This is a genomic window from Micromonospora sp. MW-13 (assembly GCF_003434305.1).
In the GTDB taxonomy this organism is placed as follows: Bacteria; Actinomycetota; Actinomycetes; order Mycobacteriales; family Micromonosporaceae; genus Micromonospora.
This window is the reverse complement of the sequence record NZ_QKKX01000005.1, coordinates 78,659-100,982: the sequence shown is the minus strand read 5'-3', so window position 1 is coordinate 100,982 and position 22,324 is coordinate 78,659. Positions and strand designations below refer to the sequence as shown.

The 22,324-nt window shown below is 74.3% G+C and carries 23 protein-coding genes; 11 read left to right on the top strand and 12 right to left on the bottom strand.

The window, feature by feature from the left end; genetic code table 11:
- Nucleotides 1–57 precede the first annotated feature (57 nt).
- Nucleotides 58–657 (bottom strand): hypothetical protein, encoded by a 600-nt coding sequence (locus C5N14_RS03160; protein WP_117665295.1) that lies wholly within the window; start codon nt 655–657, stop codon nt 58–60.
- Between the two features lie 166 nt (nt 658–823).
- On the bottom strand, nt 824–1,354 hold the full coding sequence (locus C5N14_RS03155) for a M48 family metallopeptidase (protein WP_117665294.1): 531 nt from the start codon (nt 1,352–1,354) through the stop codon (nt 824–826).
- Nucleotides 1,355–1,869: 515 nt separating this feature from the next.
- Here C5N14_RS03155 and C5N14_RS31960 point away from each other — a divergent pair.
- The 3 genes from C5N14_RS31960 to C5N14_RS03145 all read left to right on the top strand — a co-directional run bounded on the left by C5N14_RS31960 (nt 1,870) and on the right by C5N14_RS03145 (nt 4,826).
- Entirely contained in the window at nt 1,870–2,037 is a 168-nt protein-coding gene (locus tag C5N14_RS31960) for a DUF5679 domain-containing protein (protein ID WP_007464795.1), read from the top strand.
- Between the two features lie 206 nt (nt 2,038–2,243).
- Nucleotides 2,244–3,296 carry a hypothetical protein gene (locus C5N14_RS03150; RefSeq protein ID WP_117665293.1) on the top strand — a complete coding sequence of 351 codons (1,053 nt, stop codon included), beginning with the start codon at nt 2,244–2,246 and terminating at the stop codon, nt 3,294–3,296.
- Nucleotides 3,297–3,494: 198 nt separating this feature from the next.
- Nucleotides 3,495–4,826, top strand: coding sequence for an AarF/ABC1/UbiB kinase family protein (locus C5N14_RS03145; RefSeq protein WP_117665292.1), 1,332 nt, complete (start codon nt 3,495–3,497; stop codon nt 4,824–4,826).
- Nucleotides 4,827–5,186: 360 nt separating this feature from the next.
- On the opposite strand, the gene C5N14_RS03135 is transcribed toward C5N14_RS03145, so the two are convergent.
- The 3 genes from C5N14_RS03135 to C5N14_RS03125 form a co-directional block, all read right to left on the bottom strand.
- Nucleotides 5,187–5,552: a WhiB family transcriptional regulator gene (locus tag C5N14_RS03135; protein WP_117665290.1), complete on the bottom strand. Its 366-nt coding sequence runs from the start codon at nt 5,550–5,552 to the stop codon at nt 5,187–5,189.
- 132 nt (nt 5,553–5,684) lie between these two features.
- Nucleotides 5,685–5,942, bottom strand: coding sequence for a hypothetical protein (locus C5N14_RS03130; RefSeq protein WP_117665289.1), 258 nt, complete (start codon nt 5,940–5,942; stop codon nt 5,685–5,687).
- Between the two features lie 125 nt (nt 5,943–6,067).
- The gene (locus tag C5N14_RS03125) at nt 6,068–8,233 is read right to left on the bottom strand and encodes an ATP-dependent DNA helicase UvrD2 (RefSeq protein ID WP_117665288.1); all 2,166 of its coding nucleotides are present in this window, start codon (nt 8,231–8,233) and stop codon (nt 6,068–6,070) included.
- A gap of 89 nt (nt 8,234–8,322) precedes the next feature.
- Between C5N14_RS03125 and C5N14_RS03120 the strand changes: the two genes are divergently transcribed.
- Nucleotides 8,323–8,565, top strand: coding sequence for a mycoredoxin (locus C5N14_RS03120; RefSeq protein WP_117665287.1), 243 nt, complete (start codon nt 8,323–8,325; stop codon nt 8,563–8,565).
- A gap of 97 nt (nt 8,566–8,662) precedes the next feature.
- Here the strand turns inward: C5N14_RS03120 and C5N14_RS03115 are convergent, their stop codons facing one another.
- Nucleotides 8,663–9,916 carry an MFS transporter gene (locus C5N14_RS03115; protein WP_117665286.1) on the bottom strand — a complete coding sequence of 418 codons (1,254 nt, stop codon included), beginning with the start codon at nt 9,914–9,916 and terminating at the stop codon, nt 8,663–8,665.
- Nucleotides 9,917–10,118: 202 nt separating this feature from the next.
- Here C5N14_RS03115 and C5N14_RS03110 point away from each other — a divergent pair, with 202 nt between their 5' ends.
- The 3 genes from C5N14_RS03110 (at nt 10,119) to C5N14_RS03100 (ending at nt 11,898) form a co-directional block, all read left to right on the top strand.
- Nucleotides 10,119–11,096 (top strand): helix-turn-helix transcriptional regulator, encoded by a 978-nt coding sequence (locus tag C5N14_RS03110; RefSeq protein ID WP_117665285.1) that lies wholly within the window; start codon nt 10,119–10,121, stop codon nt 11,094–11,096.
- A gap of 76 nt (nt 11,097–11,172) precedes the next feature.
- Nucleotides 11,173–11,412: a DUF397 domain-containing protein gene (locus tag C5N14_RS03105; protein ID WP_117665284.1), complete on the top strand. Its 240-nt coding sequence runs from the start codon at nt 11,173–11,175 to the stop codon at nt 11,410–11,412.
- Nucleotides 11,413–11,628: 216 nt separating this feature from the next.
- Nucleotides 11,629–11,898 carry a hypothetical protein gene (locus tag C5N14_RS03100; RefSeq protein ID WP_117665283.1) on the top strand — a complete coding sequence of 90 codons (270 nt, stop codon included), beginning with the start codon at nt 11,629–11,631 and terminating at the stop codon, nt 11,896–11,898.
- A 183-nt stretch (nt 11,899–12,081) separates the two neighbouring features.
- Here the strand turns inward: C5N14_RS03100 and nudC are convergent, their stop codons facing one another.
- The 4 genes from nudC to C5N14_RS03080 all read right to left on the bottom strand — a co-directional run bounded on the left by nudC (nt 12,082) and on the right by C5N14_RS03080 (nt 16,982).
- A complete protein-coding gene (gene nudC, locus C5N14_RS03095) occupies nt 12,082–13,065 on the bottom strand; it encodes an NAD(+) diphosphatase (protein WP_243639096.1) in 984 nt (327 codons plus the stop codon).
- Entirely contained in the window at nt 13,062–14,405 is a 1,344-nt protein-coding gene (locus tag C5N14_RS03090) for a pitrilysin family protein (RefSeq protein WP_117665282.1), read from the bottom strand. Before C5N14_RS03090 ends, nudC begins: the two co-directional genes overlap by 4 nt.
- Before the next feature lie 115 nt (nt 14,406–14,520).
- Entirely contained in the window at nt 14,521–15,831 is a 1,311-nt protein-coding gene (locus tag C5N14_RS03085; protein WP_117665281.1) for a pitrilysin family protein, read from the bottom strand.
- A 56-nt stretch (nt 15,832–15,887) separates the two neighbouring features.
- Nucleotides 15,888–16,982 (bottom strand): LLM class flavin-dependent oxidoreductase, encoded by a 1,095-nt coding sequence (locus tag C5N14_RS03080; RefSeq protein WP_117665280.1) that lies wholly within the window; start codon nt 16,980–16,982, stop codon nt 15,888–15,890.
- Nucleotides 16,983–17,167: 185 nt separating this feature from the next.
- On the opposite strand from C5N14_RS03080, the gene C5N14_RS03075 reads away from it, so the two are divergent.
- From C5N14_RS03075 to C5N14_RS03060, 4 genes are read left to right on the top strand one after another with little or no spacing between them, the layout of a single operon-like run.
- Nucleotides 17,168–18,232 (top strand): ABC transporter substrate-binding protein, encoded by a 1,065-nt coding sequence (locus C5N14_RS03075; protein WP_117665279.1) that lies wholly within the window; start codon nt 17,168–17,170, stop codon nt 18,230–18,232.
- Nucleotides 18,229–19,008, top strand: coding sequence for an ABC transporter ATP-binding protein (locus tag C5N14_RS03070; RefSeq protein ID WP_117665278.1), 780 nt, complete (start codon nt 18,229–18,231; stop codon nt 19,006–19,008). Before C5N14_RS03075 ends, C5N14_RS03070 begins: the two co-directional genes overlap by 4 nt.
- A complete protein-coding gene (locus C5N14_RS03065; RefSeq protein ID WP_117665277.1) occupies nt 18,998–19,882 on the top strand; it encodes an ABC transporter permease in 885 nt (294 codons plus the stop codon). The genes C5N14_RS03070 and C5N14_RS03065 overlap by 11 nt, the downstream gene beginning before the upstream one ends.
- Nucleotide 19,883: 1 nt before the next feature.
- Entirely contained in the window at nt 19,884–20,414 is a 531-nt protein-coding gene (locus tag C5N14_RS03060) for an Rrf2 family transcriptional regulator (RefSeq protein ID WP_117665276.1), read from the top strand.
- Between the two features lie 41 nt (nt 20,415–20,455).
- Here the strand turns inward: C5N14_RS03060 and C5N14_RS03055 are convergent, their stop codons facing one another.
- Entirely contained in the window at nt 20,456–20,677 is a 222-nt protein-coding gene (locus tag C5N14_RS03055; RefSeq protein WP_117665275.1) for a hypothetical protein, read from the bottom strand.
- 180 nt (nt 20,678–20,857) lie between these two features.
- Nucleotides 20,858–22,276: a DEAD/DEAH box helicase gene (locus tag C5N14_RS03050; RefSeq protein ID WP_117665274.1), complete on the bottom strand. Its 1,419-nt coding sequence runs from the start codon at nt 22,274–22,276 to the stop codon at nt 20,858–20,860.
- Between the last annotated feature and the right edge of the window lie 48 nt (nt 22,277–22,324).

Below are 22,324 nucleotides of genomic sequence, written 5' to 3'. Positions count from 1 at the left end.
GCGCGGGTCGGCGGCTGGCGTCAGCGGGGTGCCCGGAGAGCGGGTCGGCGGCTGGCGTCAGCGGTGCCCGGAGAGCAGGGCGCGGGTCGCCTCCCAGCCCTCGACGGCGGGGTCGAGGGCGGCCAGGTCGGCGGGGCCGCGCATCCGTCGCCAGGCGGCGGTGACGGCCACGTCACCGGGTTGCGGGGCGGCCCGCCGCACGTCCGCGGGGAGCGCGACGTCCAGGTCGATCTCCGGCAGCCATCCCGGCACGGGCAGCCGGGACGCGACGCCGAGCAGGCCGGGGCCCGGTCCCTCGGCGGGGGCCACCGCCACCGGCCGGGTGGTCAGTGGGCGGAGCAGCTTGCCGACGGTCAGGCCGGGCAGGTCCGGGGCGTCGGCGGCCACGACGGCCGCCTGGTCGTACCCGGTCAGCGCGGCCAGGACGGCGGTGCCGGTGGCCTCGGGCACCTCGTGCACGGCCATCCCTGGCCAGACGACGGCCTCGGCCAACGACCGGTCCTGTGGGGTGGCCGCGATCGCGGTCTCCACCTCCTGGAGCGTGGCGAGCAGGTCCACCACGTCCTCGGCCAGCGCGGCCCGCCAGGCCACCGGGTCGATCCCCGGAGGCGCCCACGCCACCGGTCCGAGCAACGCCACCACCACACGTCGGGCCACGCACCGACCCTAGGCCGTCGGCCGCACCACCGCGCGCCCGCACCGGGTGGGGCCGGCACAACGTCACTGACATCGCACCCTCCGGGCACCCGATGGCCCCGATGTCGGTGACATCGAGTCGATCAAGGGGACCGTCCGGTTCCGAGCGCCCGGGCGACGCCGGTGCTCAGTCGGTCAACGGGCCGCCGGAGGCGGCGGCGACGCCCTCCAGGTACCCCCGGGCCCGCTCGGCCTTGGGATAGCGCCCGACCAGGGCCCAGAACCGGGCGTTGTGGCTGGGCACGATGAGGTGGGCCAGCTCGTGCAACAGGACGTAGTCGATCACCCAGTCGGGCATGTCCTGGATCCGGTGCGAGATGCGGATGGTCCGGTCGGCCGGGGTGCAGGAGCCCCAGCGACCGTTCTGGTTGGTCACCCAACGCACGCTCGACGGCACCGCCCGGTCGCCGTACTCGGCGAAGTAGAGGCTGCGCAACCGGGTGGCGCGGTTGAACAGCTCGTCGTCGGAGCGGGCGAGGCGCCCCTCCCGGGCCTCCAGCCGGGCCAGCATCCGGTCGACCCACTCGGTCTCCTCGGCCCGGGAGAACTGGTCGGGGATGAGCACCACGACGCGTTCACCGTCGCGGTAGGCGGACACCGTACGTCGCCGGCGCTGGCTGCGCCGTACCTCGACGACCGGCTTCCGCGCCCCCGCCATCAGTGGGCCGCGCAGCCTCGATTTGCTGTCACGAAGGAAAGCTAATGGGTACTGACCAGGGGTCCGCAAGAGTCAACACCACGACACGCGCCCGGAAAGTCATGGTTGGTGACCAGGGGTCCCGAAAAAAATCCTTGCGGACCGTCACGAAGACGCTCCGTGACGGGTCAAGGGCCCCGCGCCGGGCGGCCCACCGGCTCGCCCCCACCGTAGGTGATCACCGCCCCGACCGCCTCCCGGGGGCCACCTCGCGGGGCATCTGGGTGGTTTCACCCGGCGTGTCCCCGCCAAACTGACTTATCCGACCTAATTCGGCATGCACACTCTCGACGTCGACTTGCTCACAGTGTCGAAGCACGGCTGACATGGAACCGCCCAGACCTGGGTAGGGTCCGCGGACCAGCGGTCACGAGGGTGGCCGCGGAGAAAAGACCCAGCGCCGGCGCCCCGCGTGGCCCGCCGCCGGGCAACCGCCGGAACCGGATTGACCGGCGGACGAGACGAGGAGGGCACCCGTGGCCGACCAGGCCCAGACCTACAACGGTTACTGCGTCAAGTGCAAGGAGAAGCGGGACTTCGAGGGGCACGTCGAGGTCTCGAAGACCGGGATGAACATGGCCAAGGGCAAGTGTCCGGTGTGCGGCACAACAGTGAACCGCATCCTGGGCAAAGCGAAGGTCTGACCCGTACGGGTCCGGTACGGGGGAGGGCGGCCGTGGCCGCCCTCCCCCGTCGCGTTTCCGCTGCCAGCCGTGGTGTCGGCTGACCGACACGATTACCGGCCGGTTGTGGATAACCCGGCCAGTCCTGTGGACAGCCCTGGGCAGGGCGGTGCACATCTGTGGACAACGATCGACGGACAGCAGGGACTCGGTCACGATTCGTCGTCATGAGCCGTCCCACGCTGCCCCGGCCCGTCCTGCTGCCCGGCCTGACCCGCCTGTGGCGGGACCGGCACACCCTCCAGCTCGGGCTGGGATCGGACCGCGCCGTCCTCGTCGAGGTGGCCAACCCCCGCGCCGTCCGGGTACTCGACCTGATCGACGGCACCCGCAGCGAACGGCTCGTCCTCGCGCACGCCGCCGAGGTCGACGTGCCGCCGGACGAGGCGCGCGGGCTGCTCGACGCGCTGCGCGACGCCGGGCTGGTCGTACCCGCGCACACGCTGCTCCCCCGCGACCTCGCCGGCCCGGCCCGGCACCGCCTCGCCGCCGAGGCCGGGGCGCTGGCCCTGGCCGCGCCCGCCCTGCCCGGCACGCCGGCCCAGGTGCTGCGGCGGCGCCGGACGGCGCGGGTGCTGGTGACCGGTGGCGGCCGGCTGGGCGCTCCCGTCGCCGTCGCGCTCGCCCAGGCCGGGGTGGGACACGTGCATCCGGACCTGGTCGGGTCGGTACGCCCGGCCGACCTGGTCGGCACCGGGCTGGCCGCCGCCGACCTGGGGCACCCGCTGGCCCCGGCGGTACGCGCCGCGGTGGACCGGGCCGCCCCCGGCACCGCCACCCGCCCGCTGCACCGCAGCCGGCCCGACCTCGTGCTCCAGCTCGGCGTCGACCGGCCGGCCGCCCTGCTCGCGGCCGGGTTCGCCCAGCGTCGCCAGCCGCACCTGCTGCTCACCCTGCGCGAGGGGGTGCCGACGGTCGGCCCGCTCGTCCGCCCGCCCGCCGGGCCCTGCCTGCGCTGCGTCGACCTGTACCGCACCGAGCGGGACCCGGGGTGGCCGGCGCTGGCGGCCCAGCTCGCCGCCGACGCGCCGGACCAGTCCTGCGGCACGGCCACCCTGCTCACCGCGGTCGGGTACGCCGTCGCCGAGGCGCTGGCCCACCTCGACGGCGGCGCGCCGGAGACCCTGGGCTGCGCCGTGGAGGTGACCGGCCCCGGCCGGCTGCGCCGGCGTACCTGGCCGCCCCACCCGTCCTGCCGCTGCGCCGGGCGGGGTCGCTGACCGACCGCGACGGTTCCGGCGGAGCCGGCGGACAGGTCGGTACCGGCGGACAGGTCGGTGCCGGTGGACGGGTCGGTGCCGGCCGTGGCGGTCCGGCGGGGCCGGCCGGCGGGCGCGTGGCACCCCGATCCGGGAGGTGAGCGGCCCAGCCCGGCCACGGAGCAGCCGCGGGGCCGCCGAGTCGGTAACAATGGCCGAGTGACCGACATCCCGCGCCGGGCCGTGTCCCGGACCGCCAAACTCGCCGCTCTGCCGCTCGGCTTCGCCGGCCGGACCGTCCTCGGCATGGGTAAGCGCGTCACCGGGCTGGCCTCCGACGTGATCTCCGCCGAGATCCAGCAGCGCACGGCCGAGCAGCTGTTCAGCGTCCTCGGACAGCTCAAGGGCGGGGCGATGAAGTTCGGCCAGGCGCTGTCGGTGTTCGAGGCGGCCCTGCCCGAGGAGGTGGCGGCCCCCTACCGGCAGGCCCTCACCAAGCTCCAGGAGGCCGCGCCGCCGCTGCCCGCGGCCACCGTGCACAAGGTGCTCGCCGAGCAGCTCGGCCCGGCCTGGCGGGAGCACTTCGACGAGTTCGACGACACCCCGGCCGCCGCGGCCAGCATCGGGCAGGTGCACCGGGCCGTCTGGCGGGACCCGGCCGGCGGGGCGCCCCGCGACGCGGCCGTCAAGATCCAGTACCCGGGGGCCGGCGACGCGCTGCTCGCCGACCTCAAGCAGCTCTCCCGCCTCGGCGGGATGTTCCGGGCGATTCAGCCGGGGCTGGACGTGAAGCCGCTGCTTGTCGAGCTGCGCGAGCGGATCACCGAGGAACTGGACTACGAGCTGGAGGCCGAGTCGCAGCGCGCCTTCGCCTCCGCGTACGCGGACGACAGGGAGATCTTCATCCCGGCGGTGCTCGCGGCCACCCCCCGGGTCCTGGTCACCGAGTGGATCGAGGGCATCCCGCTGGCCGAGATCATCCGGGCGGGCACGGAGGAGCAGCGCGACGAGGCCGGCCGGCTGATGGCGATCCTGCACCTGTCCGCGCCGGCCCGGGCCGGTCTGCTGCACGCCGACCCGCACCCGGGCAACTTCCGGCTGCTGCCCGACGGCCGGCTCGGCGTGATCGACTTCGGCGCGGTGGCCCGGATGCCGGAGGGCACCCCCGAGCCGATCGGCCGGCTCGCCGGGCTGGTGCTACGCGGCGAGGCGGACGCCGTGGTCAAGGGCCTGCGGGAGGAGGGCTTCGTCAGCCCGACCGAGCCGATCGACGCCCAGGCCGTGCTGGACTTCATCCGGCCCATGCTGGCCCCGGTCGCGGAGGAGGAGTTCCGGTTCACCCGGGCCTGGCTGCGGGCCGAGGCGACCCGGCTGGCCAGCCCCCGCTCCCCGGCGTACCAGCTCAGCCGGCAGCTCAACCTGCCCCCGTCGTACCTGCTGATCCACCGGGTGACGCTCGGCTCGATCGGGGTGCTCTGCCAGCTTGAGGCCAAGGCGCCGTACCGGTCGATCCTGGAGCGCTGGCTGCCGGGCTTCGCCCCGGTGGCCTGACCCGGCCGCTGATCCCGGGCGGCCGGGACCGGCGGCGCGAACCGGCGGGCCGGGACCGGTCTACGACGCGGGGGCGTGTCGGCCGACCGGCCGACACGCCCCCGCGTGTTTCGTGTTCGCTTACAGAACGCCCAGGTCGCGAGCCGACTGGCTGCGGCTGCTCATCACGACGGTACGGGCGGATCGGGTTGCCTCAGTGCTCGTGGTGGTACGACCGGCCTGAGGCCGGGGCATTCGGGCCCGGGACAACGCTTCGTGGAGTAGTTGCATCTCGATGGTTCCGTTCGGCAGGTGCAGCATGTGTCTCAGCTCTCTCGTAGCCGGTGTGGCACCGGCGGGGCATGGTGCGGATCGGGTGTGTCAGGCAGCAAGCCGGACGGTGTTACGCGACGAGGACAGCCCGGTGGCCGCCAGGCGCGCCTCGGCCTCGACCTTCAGCACGGCGTCACGGGCGACGTCCTCCTTGCGCGGGCGGCCCCGGGGCCGCTTACGCGGAACGACCGCGCCACGCTCGAAGATCTCGCCACCCCAGACGCCCCAGGGCTCGGCCCGCTCCACCGCCCCGGCGAGGCACTCGACGCGCAGCGGGCAGTCCCCGCAGAGCGACTTGGCCAGCTCAAGCTCGGTGGGTGAGTCGGAGAACCACAGGTCGGGGTCGAACTTCCGGCAGGGCAGGTTCGCCTCCAGCTCGACGCTCACGTCGATGGGGGCCAACGCCAGACTCATCTCCCGGTCACCTCTCTCTCACTTCGATCTGGTGGATCAGACTTCCGACGTACTACGGGCGGGCAAAAAACTGAGGCCGCGGATCCCGGTAGCGGGTTCCGCGGCCTCGAGGAGAGCCGGTTGGTCTGGTGATCAGACCGGTCTACCTCGAGGTGGAACGCCGCGAACATCCGTGCGCTTCTTGGCGCCAGCGATGTCCATGCCCGTGAAGCCACTGGTCCCCTCGACTCCAGTCAGCGGCGCGACGGTCAGATTCAGCTCGGCCTGAACCCGGACCTGGTGCACCTGCGGAGACGACGGTCGCGCGGCGAGGGCCACCCGGACAGCCGACAGCGGAGCGACGACAGCGGGCATCGCCGCCGGGCGCTCATAGGTGAAGAAGATCTCCATTGGTGACACCTCCCTGACGTTTCCTCGAAGTCGACTGGTCTCCAGCCCCGTGAGCAGCCGGAATGGCGCTGCTCGCGAGGTGCGTCCTGAGGCTATTCCTCGCCCGGGGGCGAGGGCAAACGATTTTACGGCTCGATTTCGAAAGTTTTCTCAGGGCAGACGTCGTCCACCGCCGCGCCCCCCACCAGGGCCAGCACCGGCTCGCCGTACAGGCCGAGTTTGCGGGGGCCGATGCCGGCGATCGCGATCAACTCCTCGGGCCGGCCCGGTCGCCGCTCCGCCAGCGCGACGAGGGTGGCGTCGGTGAACACCACGTACGCCGGGACCTTCTGCGATCCGGCCATCCGGGCCCGCCAGTCGTGCAGCCGCTCGTACAGGTCCTGGTCGATGTCGGACGGGCAGGTCGGGCAGCGGCCGAGCTTGCGGTCCGGGCCGGCGAGCAGGGTCGCGCCGCAGATCCGGCAGGAGACCACCTGGGGGCGACGACGCTCCACCCGCTTGGTCGCCGCGCCCGCCCCGGCCCGCTCGGTCCCGCCGCCGGAGCGGTCGAGCTGCGGCAGGAACCGCGACGGCCGCCGGGCCCGCCCGCCGGGCGAGCGGGCCACCGCGTACGACAGCCAGAGCCACTCGCGGGCCCGGGTGATCCCGACGTAGAGCAGCCGGCGCTCCTCCTCGACCTGCTCTGCGGTGCGGGCGTACGTGGTGGGCAGGGTTCCCTCGGAGAGCCCGACCAGGAAGACGGCGTCCCACTCCAGGCCCTTGGCCGAGTGCAGGGACGCCAGGGTCACCCCCTCCACGGTCGGCACGTGCTGCTGGGCGGCCCGGCGGGCCAGTTCGTCGTTGAAGTCGGCCAGCGTCACCGGGCGCTCCACGGCGGCGGCCTCGCCGATCGGCAGCACCGGCGGGCTGGCCGCGTACTCCTCGGCGAGCTGGACCAGGGCAGCCAGCGCCTCCCACCGCTCCCGGGCCGCGCCGCCGGCCGGGGCGGCGTCCGGGGCCCAGCCGACCGCCGACAGGCCCTCCACCACGGCGGCCCGCAGCGGGGTCTCGCCGGGGATCGAGCGGGTGGCGGCCCGCAGCGCCACCATCGCCTGGCGCACCTCGGCCCGCTCGAAGAACCGCTCGGCGCCCTGCACCACGTACGGCACCTCGGCCTCGGTGAGCGCCTTCTCGTACGCCTCGGACTGGGCGTTGGTGCGGAACAGCACGGCGATCTCCCGGGCCGGGGTGCCGGCGTCGACCAGGGCCCGGCAGCGCGTCGCCACCGCGGCGGCCTCGGCCGGCTCGTCGGTGAAGATCCGCAGCTCCGGTTCGGGGCCGGTCGGGCGCTGCCCGCGCAGCTCCAGCCGCAGCCGGGCCTCGGTGCCCCGGGCCTGGGAGATGACGGCGTTGGCCAGCCCGACCACCTGCGGGGTGGAGCGGTAGTCCCGGACCAGCCGGACGACGGTGGCGCCCCGGTGCCGGCACGGGAAGTCGACCAGGTACGCCGAGGTGGCCCCGGTGAACGAGTAGATCGTCTGACTGGCGTCGCCGACCACGGTCAGGTCGTCCCGGCCGCCCAGCCACGCCTCCAGCAGCCGCTGCTGCAACGGGTTGACGTCCTGGTACTCGTCGACCACGAAATGCCGGTACTGGGTGCGGACCTGCTCGGCGACGTCCGGGTGCTCCTCGATGCCCCAGACGGCGGCGCGCAGCATGTCCTCGAAGTCGATCACCCCGTTGGCCCGCTTGAGCCTCTCGTACGCGACGAACACCTCGGCCACCTTCGCCGGCTCGTGCGGCGTGTCGCGCAGCGCCTTGGCCGCCGCGACGACGTACTCCCCCGGCTCGACCAGGGACGACTTGGCCCACTCGATCTCGCCGGCCAGGTCCCGGGCGGCGGCCCGGTCGGCCCGCAGGCCGACCCGGGCGGCGGCGAGCGTGACCACCCGGGCCTTGCTGTCCAGCAGCTCGGGCATCGCCCGGCCCGCCAGCAGCCGGGGGGCGAAGTAGCGCACCTGGCGAAGCGCGGCGGCGTGGAAGGTACGCGCCTGCACGCCCTGCGCCCCGAGGGCGGTGAGCCGGGCCCGCATCTCGGCGGCGGCGCGGGCGGTGAAGGTGACCGCGAGCACGTGCCGGGGGGACACCTCGCCGGTCAGCGCCCGGTGGGCGATGCGCGAGGTGACCGCCCGGGTCTTGCCGGTGCCGGCCCCGGCCAGGATGCAGACCGGACCGGCGGGGGCGGTCACCGCGGCGCGCTGCTCCGGGTCCAGCCCGGCGAGCACCCGTTCCGACGCTGAGTGAACCCCCACAGCGAGGAATCATCTCAGCTCCCGCTGATGTTGCAGCGGTTAGCCTGGCCTGACCGGACGGGCGGAACGGACCTTGGAGGACCCCGATCATGTTGACGATGTACTCGACCCCGTGGTGCGGCTACTGTCACCGGCTCAGGTCGCAGCTCGACCGGGAGGGCATCGCGTACCAGGTGGTCGACATCGAGCAGGACACGAAGGCGGCCGAGTTCGTGATGCAGGTCAACGGCGGCAACCAGACCGTGCCGACGCTGCGCTTCGCCGACGGCAGCGCCCTCACCAACCCGTCCATCACCCAGGTCAAACAACACCTCGCCGCCCTGTCCGGCTGACCCTCACGCCGCGCCCTCCGGGCGCGTGCACTTTCACGGAAAGAGTGGCCACTCCACCTGGAGTGGCCACTCTTTCCGTGTATTTGCGGGGTGGGGGTCAGGGGGTGGGGCGGGGGGCGGGGGTGGTCGGGGCGGGCGGGCGGCGTTGGAGTGGGATGCGGACCATCGGGGTGGGGGTGGAGAGTTGGCGGCCCCGCCACAGGAAGATGCCGGCGGCCGTGGTGGTCAGGCCGACCAGGGCGAACAGCAGCCGGTAGTCGAACACGCCGACGAGCAGCGCGCCTGCGCCGATGGAGACCGCCTGGGGTCCGCTGACCAGGGCCTCCGACGCCGCCGTAACCCGGCCGAGCAGGCCCGCCGGGGTACGCCGCTGGATGAGCGTGTTCAGCCCCACCGTGATCAGCGGGAGCGCGGCCCCGGCCAGCAGCAGCGCCGCGCAGCCCAACGCCAGGTTCGGGTACGCCAGGGCGAACGCGGCCGGGCCGAACAGGGTGACCCCGGTGGCCAACGCTCCCACCTCGCCCGCGCGGCGCACCACGGCGGCGGAGAACAGGCCACCGACCAGCCCGCCGACGCCCTGCACGGTGACCAGCACGCCGACGAAGGCGGCGTCGCGGCGCAGCCCGTCGTCGACGTACGCGAAGATCAGTGACTCGGTGAAGCCCATCACCAGCGAGCCGAGGCCGTAGCCGAGCAGCGCCCGGCGCAGCGCCGGCTCGCCGGCCAGGTGGCGCAGCCCGGCCCCCAGCTCGGCCGACCACCGCAGGGTGCCGCCGGCCGACGGCGTCTCGGGCACCCGGAGCAGGGCGACCACGGCGGCGGCCACGACGAAGCCGGTCATCGCCAGCGCGGTCAGCAGCCAGCCGCCGACGGCGGCGTAGAGCGCGGCCCCGGCGAGCGGGCCGATCAGCCGCAGCCCCTGCCGCACGGTCTGCAGCACGCCGTTGGCGTCGGCCAGCAGCTCGACCGGGACCAGTTGCCGGATCAGCCCGCTGAGCAGCGCGCTCAACGTCAGGTACGACAGCCCGTATAGGGCCGCCACCACGTAGATGACCCGGACGTCCGCGCTGTCGGAGACGGTGAACAGCGGGGTGAGCAGGATGGCGGTGGCGAGGTTCGCGGCGATGAAGAAGGGCCGCCGGGGGTACCGGTCGACCGCCCAGCCGACCAACGGCGCGAGCACCATCGGCGCGATGATCGCGAAGATCGTCGCCCCGGCCAGCCCGTCGGAGCCGGTCAGGTCCTTCACCCAGATGGCGAGGGCGAGCAGCAGGATCGACTCGGCGGCCATGCTGGCCAGCAACGCGCCGAACAGCAGGCGGAACTCGGGGCGGCGCAGGACGGTGCGCATCGGGTTTCCTCTCCGGAGGGTGGCCGGGGCCACGGGGTCGGCGACGTCGGGATCGCCCGTGTCCTGTCCGCGGTCCTCTTTTCCGCGAGACACGCCCCCGTCGGGACGCCCGACGTCGGTCGCGCCGTCCATACTGACCGTGGGGGGCGAATTTCATACAGTTACCGTCGCGTCCGCGGCGGTCGACGGAGAAGAGGACACCGTGCCTCCTGCCGGACCCAGCCCGATCATGCGTCGCCGCAGGTTGGGCAATGAGCTGCGCCGACTGCGCGAGACCGCCGGTCTCACCGGGGACCAGGTCATCGCGCGGATTGGCTGGGCCTCCGCGTCCAAACTGTCCCGGCTGGAGAACGGCCGCAGCCGTCCCGACCCCGACGACGTCCGCACCCTGCTGGACCTCTACGGCGCCGACGGCGAGTCGCGGGCGGAGCTGCTGGGCATCGCCCGGGAGGCCGGCGACATGCGGGGCTGGCTGAAGAAGTACCCGGTGATGACCCCGCAACAGCGCACCTTCGCCGAGCTGGAGGCCGGCTGCGCCGAGATCCGGGAGTACAACCCCGTGCTGGTCCCGGGGCTGTTGCAGACCCAGGGGTACGCCCGGCTGCGGATCGTCTCGGCCCAGCAGGTCGAGTCCGGCGCCGGGGACCCGGAGCCCGGCGAGGCGCCGGAGACCGAGGTGGCCGCCCGGCTGGCCCGCCAGTCACTGCTGGACCGCACCGACACGCCGCGCTACACGGCGGTGCTGGAGGAGGCCGCGCTGGGCCGGCGGGCCGGCCCGCCGGACGTGCTGCGGGAGCAGCTCCGGCAGCTCTGCGAGCTGGCCATGCTGCCGCACGTCACCCTGCACGTGCTGCCGCGGGACACCCCGATCGGCGACTGGTACCTCCCGCCGACCGCGTTCTCGATCTACCTGTTCGCCGACCCGCTCGACCCGGAGACGCTGGCCATCGAAGGCGGCTTCACCAACGTCATGTCAACCGAGGCAAACGCCCTAAATCGCTATAAAGTGGTCTTCGAGTGGTTGCGCTCGGCGGCGCTCTCCGAATCGGACACCATCACCTGGCTCTTCGAGGCTTCGGGGCGGCTGGCCGACGGGGGAGGCCCGTCCGCGGCGGGCCACGGGTCGGCAACGGCGCCGACCCAACGCCGCCGACACTCCGGACGCCTGACGGAGCGGTGATCCACCGCGGGATCCGCCCCGTCCGGGCGTGCGGCGCCACTCGTCCCGTCGGAGCAGTTCCAGTCAGGAGCAGACCATGAACGACATCCGCAACATGCCGCTCGCACTCGTCCGGCAGCTGGCCGACGCCCCGTGGCGGACCAGCACCCGCAGCCAGACGTCCAACTGCGTCGAGGTGGCCCCGCTGCGCGTGGGCCCGGCCGCGGTGGCCCTGCGCGACAGCAAGGACCGGGGCGGCCCGGTGCTGCTGTTCGACCGCGCCGGCTGGCGGGGGTTCATCGCCGGGACGAAGGACGGTCAGTTCGATCTGACCTGATCCGGTGACCGGGCGGGGCCGTCGGCGGTGTGCCGGCGGCCCCGCCGCGTTCCCGGCGCGCCACCCCGCTGACCAGGGTTCATCCGATCAGGCGACCCTGCGGACCGATCGGCGAGTTTCACTTGCTGGGACGCCGCCCGGGCGTAACATGTCGGAAGAGTGACGTGGAACTTCCACGGAGTACCGTCCGTCACGGTCGCATCCCGGAGTAAACCCATGCGGTTCCTGATCGTTCGCACCGACATCCGCTCCGCCGCCGACATCGACATCGCCGCGGCCTGGGCCGGCGGGGGTCGGGTCCGGGACGAGACGGCCAGCCCGGAGCCGCGCCGCCAGGTGGTGCACGCCGAGGACCGGGACGCCGCCCTGCTGCTGGCCCGGGCCCTGTCGACGGTGGGCGCGGTCCGCTCCGGCAAGCAACGGGTCAAGGTGCTCCCCCTCGACGACCCCGCTCCGCACCGCCGCCGCTTCGACTCCGGCGGCTGACCCACCCGGCGTCCGTCGTGGTCGGACCGGCTCCCCCGCCGTGTTCCTCGCCTCACCCGACCAGGGCGGCCCGTGTTCCCGGCCCGGGACCGTCGCGGCAACGGCGGCCACGGGCCGGGACCGTGTCCACGGCCCGGAGCGGGCCGCCGTGCAGGCGGGCGAGCGCGCCGGCGGCCGGGCGGGTCAGCAGTGGCCGTCGAGCCAGCGGTGGATCAGGAAGAGCGCGATCGACGACGGCGGGGGCAGCACCAGCCGGTCCCCGTCGCCCACCGCCACCGGCCGCCCGGCCAGCGCCGCGCCGATCTCCCGCCGGGTGAACCAGCGGGCGTGCGTGATCTCGGCCGGGTCCAGGTGCACGGGGTGCTCCGGGTCGGCCAGGGCGAGGAAGCCGAGCATCAGCGAGCCGGGGAACGGCCAGGACTGGCTGCCCGCGTACACGATCTCCTCGACCGCGACGCCGACCTCCTCGCCGACCTCGCGCAGCACGGCGGCCTCGGCCGACTCGCCCGGCTCGACGTACCCGGCGAGGCAGGAGTACCGGCGCCCGCCCGGGATCCCCGCCCAGGCGGCGTTGCTGCCGAGCAGGCAGCGCCCCTCGATCCCGTCCACCCCGTCGTGCACCAGCACGATCATCGCCGGGTCGGTGCGCGGCCAGACCCGGTCACCGTCCGGCTCGATCCGGGACCAGCCGGCCTCGTCCACCCGGGTGGGGCGGCCGGTGACCGAGGAGTAGCCGTGCCGGACGTGCCAGTTGGTCAGCGCCAGCGCGGTGGTGAAGATGCCGGCGTCCCGGTCGAGCAGCAGGTGGCCGATGTCGCGCAGGTGCGCCGCCCGGGTGCCCGGCAGCTCGGGCAGCGGGCTGTCCACGGCGAACACCGGCACGCCGTCCGGCTCGACGCCCAGGAACATCGGGACCGAGCGGGGCACCTCGGGCAGCGCACCGGAGCCGAGCAGCACCAGCTCGGGCGGGGAGGCGTCGGCCCGGACCAGGGTCCGCCCGTCGCTGCCCGAGTCGAGCACCAGCACCCGGGCCCGCTCCCATGCCTCGGCCAGCCATGCCGGGTCGGCGCGCCGATGCGCGGCCCGGTCCAGGGTGGACCGGGCCAGCGGCGGGGCGGTCTCCCCGCTCGGGCCGGCGCCCCGCACCGGCCCCCGCCCGGCGGTCACGGCCGGGCCGGCTCGGTGTGCACCGGGGCGAGCGCGGACAGGGCGGGGACGATCCGTTCGGCGTCGCCGAGCACCACGGTGACCGCCCGCGCCGGGGCCAGGTAGCGCCGGGCCGCCTCGGCCACCTCGGCGACGGTGGCCTTCGCCAGCCGGGCGGCGTGCTCGGCGAGGAAGTCCAGGCGCAGCCCGTTGCCCGCGAACGCGCTGGTCAGCGACGCCAGCCCGGCCTGGGTGGACATGCCGAGCTGGAGGGTGCCGAGGGCGTACTGGCGGGCCTGCTCCAGCTCGTCCGGCTTCGGCGGCAGCGTGGCCAGCCGGCCCAGCTCGTACGTCGTCTCCAGCAGCGCAGGCGCGGTGACCTCGGTGGCCACCTCGGCGGCGGCGATCAGCACCGACCCGGCCACCGAGTGCTCGACCAGCGAGTGCGGGCCGTACGTGTAGCCCTTGTCCTCGCGGATGTTCTCCACCCAGCGGGAGGAGAAGTACCCGCCGAAGAGCAGGTTCGCCAGTTGCAGCGCGGCGTGGTCGGGGTGGGTGCGGGGCACCGCCGGCAGGGCGATGCGCAGCGAGGACTGCACCGAGCCGGGCCGGTCGACCAGCAGCAGCGCGCCGGGCTCCAGCGGCGGGGCGGGCGGTAGCTCGTCGTCGTGCCCGGCGCCGCTCCAGCCCGACAGGGCCTTCTCGGCGGCGTCCAGCGCCCGCTCCGGCTGCACGTCGCCGACCAGCACCAGCACCGCGTCGGCCGGGTGCACCCGCTCGGCGTGCAGCCGGCGCAGCGCCGCCGGCCGGACCGCGTGCACCTGCGCCGGGTCGGGGGTCTGCACGGCGTACGGGTGCTTGCCGTAGATCCGCCGGAGCAGGGCGGTGCGGGCCAGGTGGGCGGGCTGGCTCTGGGCCACCTGGATCCGGTCGACCAGCCGGTCCCGCTCGGTGCCGACCTCCTCGCCCGGGTACGTCGCGCCGGTCAGCACGTCGGCGAGGATCTCCAGCATCCGGTCCAGCCCGGTGACCAGGCCGGCGCCGGAGAGCATCAGCCGGTCCGGATCGATGCCGGCGGAGAGCCCGCCGCCGACCGCCTGGAGTTCGGCGGCGATCTGCACGCTGGTCATCGACGCCGTGCCGGAGAGCATGGTCTGCGCGAGCATCGTGCCCCGGGCCAGGTGGGTCCGGCCGGTCGGCATCCACAGCCGCAGCTCGACCAGGGGGACAGCCGGCCGGCGCACCGCGATGACGGTGAGCCCGTTGCCGAGCCTGCGCTCGGCCTGCTTCGGCACCTTGAACCTGCGGTTCGGGCCGAGCGGCGGCAGAACCCGGGTGCCCGTCCCCACGGTTGCCGTCACCTGTCCCTCCTTCGTTCGCGACTGCGAGGCTCGCAAACCCCGCTCACTCCTCGCGCTCACCACGCCACCACCGTTCGCGACTGCGAGGCTCGCAAACCCCGCTCACTCCTCGCGCTCACCTGGCACCTCCCGCGATGACCTCGATGGACGCGCGGCGCTCCGGCCGCAGGGTGGCGGCGGCGGCGCGGACCTGCTCGTCGGTGACCTCGCCGACCAGTCTGGGCAGCTCGTTGAGCAGGCCCGGCTCGCCGCGCTGCTGCTCCAGCACCGCCATCCGCAGCGCCCGGCCGAGCACCGCGTCGGTGTCGCGCAGCAGGTGGGTGGCCATCCGGGCCTGGGTGCGGGCCAGCTCGCCGTCGGTGGGACCGTCGGTGGCCAGCCGGTCCAGTTCCTCGTCGACAGTACGCAGCACCTTGTCCACGTCGCCGCCGGGCGGCAGGTGCGCCTGGAGCAGCAGTGCCGTCGGGTCGCGTACGTCGAACGGGTCGCCCATGAAGCCGACGTACCCGCCGAGGCTGGTCACCGCGCGGTCCCGCTGGACCAACCGCTCGACCAGCCGGGAGGCGTCGCCGTCGGTGAGCACCTCGGCGAGCACCACGTACGGCAGGTAGCCGGCGAAGTCGGTGATCGGGTCGGGCACCCGCCAGGCGGCGGCCACCGCGGGCAGCGGGGCCAGCGCGTCGGTGTACGACGAGCGGCGCTCGGCGGTCAGGTCCGGCTCGGCGAAGTCGGGACGCTGTGGGGCGGGGCGGGCCGGCACGTCGCCGAAGTGCCGCTCGACCAGCGCGGTGGCCTCGGCCACGTCGACGTCACCGCTGACCGCGAGCACGGCGTTGCCGCTGGCGTAGTAGCGGCGGAAGAAGTCCGCCGCGTCGGCGACGGTGGCCGACTCCAGGTCGTCGAAGGAGCCGTAGCCGTCGTGCGCGTTCGGGAAGGTGTCGAACATGACCGGCGGCAGGGTCAGCCAGGGGAAACCGCCGTACGGGCGGTTGAGCACGTTGACCCGGATCTCCTCCTTGACCACGTCGACCTGGTTGCGCAGGTTCTCCTCGGTCAGCCGGGGGCCGCGCATCCGGTCGGCCTCCAGGAACAGCGCCCGCTCCAGGGCGTTGCTCGGCAGGGTCTCGTAGTAGTCGGTGTAGTCGTGGTGGGTGGAGCCGTTGAAGGTGCCGCCCGCGCCCTGCACGTGCCGGAAGTGGGCCAGCTTCTCCAGGTTCTCCGAGCCCTGGAACATCAGGTGCTCGAAGAGGTGGGCGAAGCCGCTGCGCCCCTCGGGCTCGGACCGGATGCCGACGTCGTAGACCACCGCCACCCCGATCACCGGGGCGCTGCGGTCGGGGGTGAGCACCACCCGCAGGCCGTTGTCGAGGGTGAACCGCTCGACCGGGTACTTCGTCGCTGGAATTCTGGATCTCCGCGCCGCCACGGGATCGACCCTAGCGCGTCGGCGCTCCCGGCAACGGCGACCTCCCGCAGGCCGGCTCAGCCCACCGGGGCCGGGGCCACGGCGAGGGGCGCGGTCACCCGGGGCAGCACCTCCGCGCCGACCCGCTCGGCCTCCTCCCGGTGCGGCCAGCCGGACAGGACGAACTCGTCGACCCCGTGCCCGGCGTACTCGTCGATCCGGGCCGCGACCTCGGCGTAGCTGCCGACCAGCGCGGTGCCGGCGCCCTCGCGGACCAGGCCGACCCCGGCCCAGAGGTTCGGGGCGACGGTGAGCCCGTCGGTGGACCCGCCGTGCAGGGCGGCCATCCGGGCCTGGCCGACCGAGTCCATCCGGCGGTAGCGCGCCTGGGCGGCGGCGATCCGCTCCGGGCTCATCCCGGCCAGGAGCCGGTCCGCCTCCGCCCATGCCCGCGCCGCGGTCGGCCGGGCGATGACGTGCAGCCGGAGCCCGGTGCGCAGGGTGCGGCCCCGCTCGGCGGCCAGGGCGCGGACGCGGGCCGCCCGGGCGGCGGTCGCGGCCGGCGGCTCGCCCCACATCAGGTAGGTGTCGGCCTGCCGGGCGGCCACCGCCTCGGCGGCCGGCGACGCGCCGCCGAAGTAGACCGGGGGCGGGGCGGCGAGCGGGGCGGCCAGCCCGCCGCCGGTGACCTGGTAGTGCTCGCCGGTGAAGTCGAACGGGCCCCCGCACCAGGCCCGGCGGAGCACCTCGACGAACTCGCCGGTCCGTGCGTAGCGGGCGTCGTGGTCCAGGAAGTCGCCGTACGCCCGCTGCTCGGCCGGGTCGCCGCCGGTGACGACGTTGAGCGCGAGCCGCCCGCCGGAGACCGACTGGAACGCCTCGGCCTGCTGCGCGATCAGGGTGGGCAGCGCGAACCCGGCCCGCACGGCGACCAGCATGCCGATCCGGTCGGTGTGCTGGGCGACGGCCGCGCAGACGATCCACGGGTCGGGGCAGCCCGAGCCGACCGGGGTGAGCAGTGCGGCGAAGCCGGCCGCCTCGGCGGCCCGGGCGACCTCGGTCAGATAGCCGACAGTGGCGGCCCGGTCGTGCCGCGCCGCGCCGGCCGCGACGGTGGCGGCGCCGACCTGGTGCCCGTCGCCGGAGGTGGGAAGGAACCAGTGGAAGGTCATGCCGGCCGCCTCTCCGCCGCCCTCCGCCGCCCGGCCGAGGGACGCCGGAGAACCTATCAAGAAGGTAGGAAAACAGGGAATATTCGAGGCCGCCGTTCCCGCGATGTGGACGACTCTTGACGACGCTCGAACACTGCCCCAGTCTTCCTACCTACTAAGTAGGAATACTTCGGATTGGACAGACGATGAGACGGCTCCCCTTCCGTCGGTTGGTCTCCCTGGCAACGCTCGCCGTGGTGGGCACGGCGACCCTGGGCGTCACCGCCGCGTGTGGCGAGGACGACGGCGCGGCCACGGGCGACTCCGGCCCGGTGACGCTGCGGCTGGGCTACTTCCCCAACATCACCCACGCGCCCGCCGTGGTCGGGGTCGAGAAGGGCATCTTCGCCGGTAAGCTCGGCGGCGACGTCAAGCTGGACACCAAGACCTTCAACGCCGGCCCGGCGGCGATCGAGGCGGTCTTCTCCGGCGCGCTCGACGCGACGTACATCGGGCCGAACCCGACGGTGAACGCCTTCTCCAAGTCCAGGGGCGAGGCGGTCCGGGTCATCTCGGGCGCCGCGTCCGGCGGCGTCGCGCTCGTGGTCAAGCCCGAGATCACCGCGGTCGAGCAGCTGCGCGGCAAGAAGATCGCCACCCCGCAGCTCGGCAACACCCAGGACGTGGCGCTGCGCTACTGGCTCAAGGAGAAGGGCCTGACCGCCACCAAGGAGGGCGGCGGCGACGTCAAGGTGGTCCCGCAGGAGAACGCCCAGACCGTGGAGACGTTCAACAGCGGGGCGATCGACGGCGCGTGGGTGCCCGAGCCGTTCGTCTCCCGGCTGGTCAACGCCGGCGGCAAGGTGCTGCTCGACGAGCGTGACCTGTGGCCGGACAAGAAGTTCGTGATCACCAACCTGATCGTCTCCACCAAGTTCCTCAAGGCCCACCCCGACGTGGTGAAGAAGCTGGTCGAGGGGCAGGTCGCGGCGAACGAGTTCGTCAACGCCAAGCCCGACGAGTCGCAACAGGCCATCTCCGACCACATCGGCAAGATCACCGGCAAGCCGCTGGACGTGAAGCTGATCAAGCAGGCGTGGCCGACGTTGGAGTTCACCAACGACCCGATCGCCTCGTCGCTGAGGACCGGCCTGGACCACGCGGTCGCCGTCGGGCTGACCCAGCCGGTCAACCTGGACGGCCTCTACGACCTGAAGTACCTCAACGAGGTGCTCAAGGCCCAGGGCAAGCCCGAGGTCACCCAACCATGACATCGACCACGACGACGCCACACAGCGCGACCGGCTCGGTCGCGCTGCACGGCGTCACCAAGGTGTACGGGCAGGGCGAGGGCGCCGTCCTCGCCCTGGACGGGGTCTCCCTCGACGTCGCGCCCGGCGAGTTCGTCTGCCTCGTCGGCGCCTCCGGCTGCGGCAAGAGCACCCTGCTCAACCTGGTCGCCGGCCTGGACCGGATCAGCGGCGGGCGGATCGAGCTCGGCGACGGGGTCGACCCGGGGCTGATGTTCCAGGAGTCCGCCCTGTTCCCGTGGCTCACCGTCGAGGGCAACGTGGAGGTGCCGCTGAAGTTGCGCGGCATGCCCCGGGCGGCGCGCCGGGAGCGGGTCGCCGAGCTGCTGCGCACGGTGCACCTGGCCGACTTCGCCCGCAAGCGCCCGCACGAGCTGTCCGGCGGCATGCGGCAGCGGGTCGCGCTGGCCCGCACCCTCGCGCTGGACACGCCGGTGCTGCTGATGGACGAGCCGTTCGGCGCGCTCGACGCGATGACCCGGGACATCCTGCACGACGAGCTGGAGCGGATCTGGACCGAGCGGAAGCTCACCGTGCTCTTCGTGACCCACAACGTCCGGGAGGCCGCGCGGCTCGCCGACCGGATCATCCTGCTCTCCAGCCGGCCCGGCCGGATCATCTACTCCACCCGGGTCGACGTGCCCCGGCCGCGACGCATCGACTCCCCGGAGATCGCGTCCATCGCCGCCGAGGTCACCGACAAGCTCCGTACGGAGGTGGGCCGCCATGGCCAGTGACACGCTCGCCGACGCCCCGCGCGCCGACGCGGAGATCTCCGGACTCGACGCGCTGGAGATCGCCGGCCGGCAGAAGACGACGACCCGGGCCGCGACGATCTGGGCGTCCACCTGGCCGAAGCTGGCGGCGCTCGCCATCGCCATCGGCGCCTGGCAGGCCGTGGTGTGGGCCGAGATCTGGCCGCCGTACTCGCTGCCCGGGCCGGCCACCGTCGGCCAGGAGCTGCTCCGCCAGGCCAGCGGGCCACAGCTCTGGGAGGGGATGGCCACCACCCTGCGCCGCGCGGCCCTCGGCTACGTCTTCTCCGTCGGCGTCGGCCTGCTGCTGGGGCTCGCCGTGGCCCGGTCCCGGGTGCTGCGGGCGGCCATCGGCTCGATGATCACCGCGTTGCAGACCATGCCGTCGATCGCCTGGTTCCCGCTGGCGATCCTGCTGTTCGAGCTGAGCGAGAAGGCCATCTTCTTCGTCGTGGTGCTCGGTGCGGCGCCGTCCATCGCCAACGGGGTGATCAGCGGCGTGGACTACGTCTCGCCGCTGCTGCTGCGGGCCGGGCGCAACCTCGGCGCCCGGGGGCTGAACCTCTACCGGTACGTGATCGCCCCGGCCGCCCTGCCCGCCATCGTCGCCGGGCTGAAGCAGGGCTGGGCCTTCTCCTGGCGCAGCCTGATGGCTGGCGAGCTGATCGTGGTGGGCATCTCGCAGACCTCGCTGGGCGCGCAGCTCACCTACTCGCGGGAGCTGTCCGACGCACCCTGGCTGCTCTCCACGATGATCGTCATCCTGGTCGTCGGCCTGGTCGTCGACGCCGCGTTCGGGGCGGCGGACCGGGCGATCCGCCGCCGCTGGGGCGTGCTGGACCAGGCCGGGCAGTGACGTGTACGTCTCCGCGCGCAGCGACTACGCGCTCCGGGCCATGCTCGCCGTCGCCGCCGCCTCGACCGGCGGCGACCGGCGGGCCGACGACCCGGGCGTCTCCCCCGAGCCGGGCGGCGAGCTGGTCAAGGCGGCGGCCCTGGCCGAGAGCCAGGCCATCCCGCTGAGCTTCCTCCAGGGCATCCTGCTCGACCTGCGCCGGGCCGGGCTGCTGTACAGCCACCGGGGCACCGAGGGCGGCTACGCCCTGGCCCGCCCGGCCACCGAGATCAGCGTGGGGAACGTGCTCCGCGCGGTCGGCGGGTCGCTCACCTCGGTACGCGGCCTGCCGGCCGGGCACGCCGGCTACCACGGGGTGGCCACCGGGCTGCGCGACGTGTGGCTGGCGGTGGACGGGGCCATCGCCCTGGTGGTGGACCGGACCACCCTGGCCGACCTGCTCGCCTGGGAGGGCCGGGACGACAGGCCGAGCCGGGACAGGCCGGACGCCGTGGGGGCGCGGCCCGTCGGTGATCCGGTCGGCGGCCCCTGACCGGCCGGACCGACCCGGTCCGGCGGCCGGGCGGTGCGGGCTCAGCCGGCGGACTCGTCGGTCACCTGGCTGACGGAGGCGGTGAGGTCGCTGCCCGTTCCCCCCGGAATGTGCAGCCCCACCACCCCCGCCGGTGTCCGGCCGCCGCGGGTGGGATGCCACGGCGAGAACGCCGCGGCCGTGGCCAGCGCCAGCCCCGCCCCCGCGACCGCCAGCACCACCGTCAGCTCCCGCAGCGCCCCCGACTCGGCGTTGCACGCCATGGTCAATCCCTCCCCCAGTGGGCCGGCCCCCGCCGACCCGTTTTCCCCCACGGCAAGCATCGACCACATCGGGACCATGGAACAGTCACCGATCGGACCCCGCCCTGCCTGATTCCCGACTCAGTCGCAGGGTGCCGCCGGCGGACTGCCGGCGGCGGCGGGTGACCGCGGAGGAGCCGTTCAGGCGGTACGGGGACGACGCGGCCGGCGCGAGCGCCCCGAGGCGCGGTGTCCGGTGCGCCGCCCCTCGGCGCCCGCCCCGTCGCCCGCCCGCCCGTCCTCGGACGGGCGGCCGGCGCGCGGCGTACCCCCGGTCGCGGCGGCCCCGGCGACGTGCGACTGGCCGGCGGCGCGGGACGAGCGCGGACCCCGGCCACCGCCCGAGGCGGACCGCTCCGGCGCCGGAGCCGCGATGGTCACCGGCACCCCGGACGGTTCCCGGGCCCCGGTGACCCGGGCCAGCGCCTCGTCGCCCAGCCGGACCTGGGTGGCCTGCGGCCGGATGCCGGCGGTGGCCATCAGCCGGGACACCTCGCGGCGCTGCTCGGGCAGGACCAGGGTGACCACGGTGCCCGACTCGCCGGCCCGCGCGGTACGCCCGCCCCGGTGCAGGTAGTCCTTCGCCTCGGTCGGCGGGTCGACGTTGACCACCATGTCGAGGCCGTCCACGTGAATGCCCCGGGCCGCCACGTCGGTGGCGACCAGCGCGGTCACCTGGCCGGTGCGGAACTGCTCCAGGATCCGGGTGCGCTGCGGCTGGGACTTGCCGCCGTGCAGCGCCGCCGCGCGCACCCCCTTGGCCAGCAGCTGGCGGGCCACCCGGTCGGCACGGTGCTTGGTGCCCATGAACAGGATGGTGCGGCCCTCCCGGGCCGCGATCTGGGTCAGGGCGGCCGGCTTGTCCTCGGCGTCGACGTGCAGCACGTGGTGCGTCATCGCGGTCACCGTCGCGGTGCCGGGGTCGACGGAGTGCGAGACCGGGTTGGTCAGGAAGCGGCGGACCAGCTTGTCCACGCCGCCGTCGAGCGTGGCGGAGAAGAGCATCCGCTGGCCGTCGCCGGCCACCTGCTCCAGCAGCTTGGTGACCTGCGGCAGGAAGCCCATGTCGGCCATCTGGTCCGCCTCGTCCAGCACGGTGATGGCGACCTGGTCGAGCCGGGCGTCCCCGCGGTTGATCAGGTCGTGCAGCCGGCCGGGGGTGGCCACGACCACCTCGGCGCCGGCGCGCAGCGCGTCCGCCTGCCGCTGCAACGACAGGCCGCCCACCACGGTGGCGGTGCGCAGCCCGACCGCCCGGGCGTACGGGGCCAGCGCGGTGGTCACCTGCTGGGCCAGCTCCCGGGTCGGCACCAGCACCAGGGCCAGCGGACGCCCCGGGCGGGCCCGGCGGCCGGCGGTGCGGTGCACCAGCGGCAGCCCGAAGGCGAGGGTCTTGCCCGAGCCGGTGCGGCCCCGGCCGAGGAGGTCCCGGCCGGCCAGCGAGTCCGGCAGCGTCGCCGCCTGGATCGGGAACGGCTCGGTGATGCCCTGCGCGGTCAGCTCGGCGAGCAGCGCCGGCGCCAGGCCGGTGGTGGAGAACGAGGGGATGACGGTGGTCATGCAGAAGCCTTCCTCGACGCGGCACGTGTCGAGGAGGCGCCGGAGTGG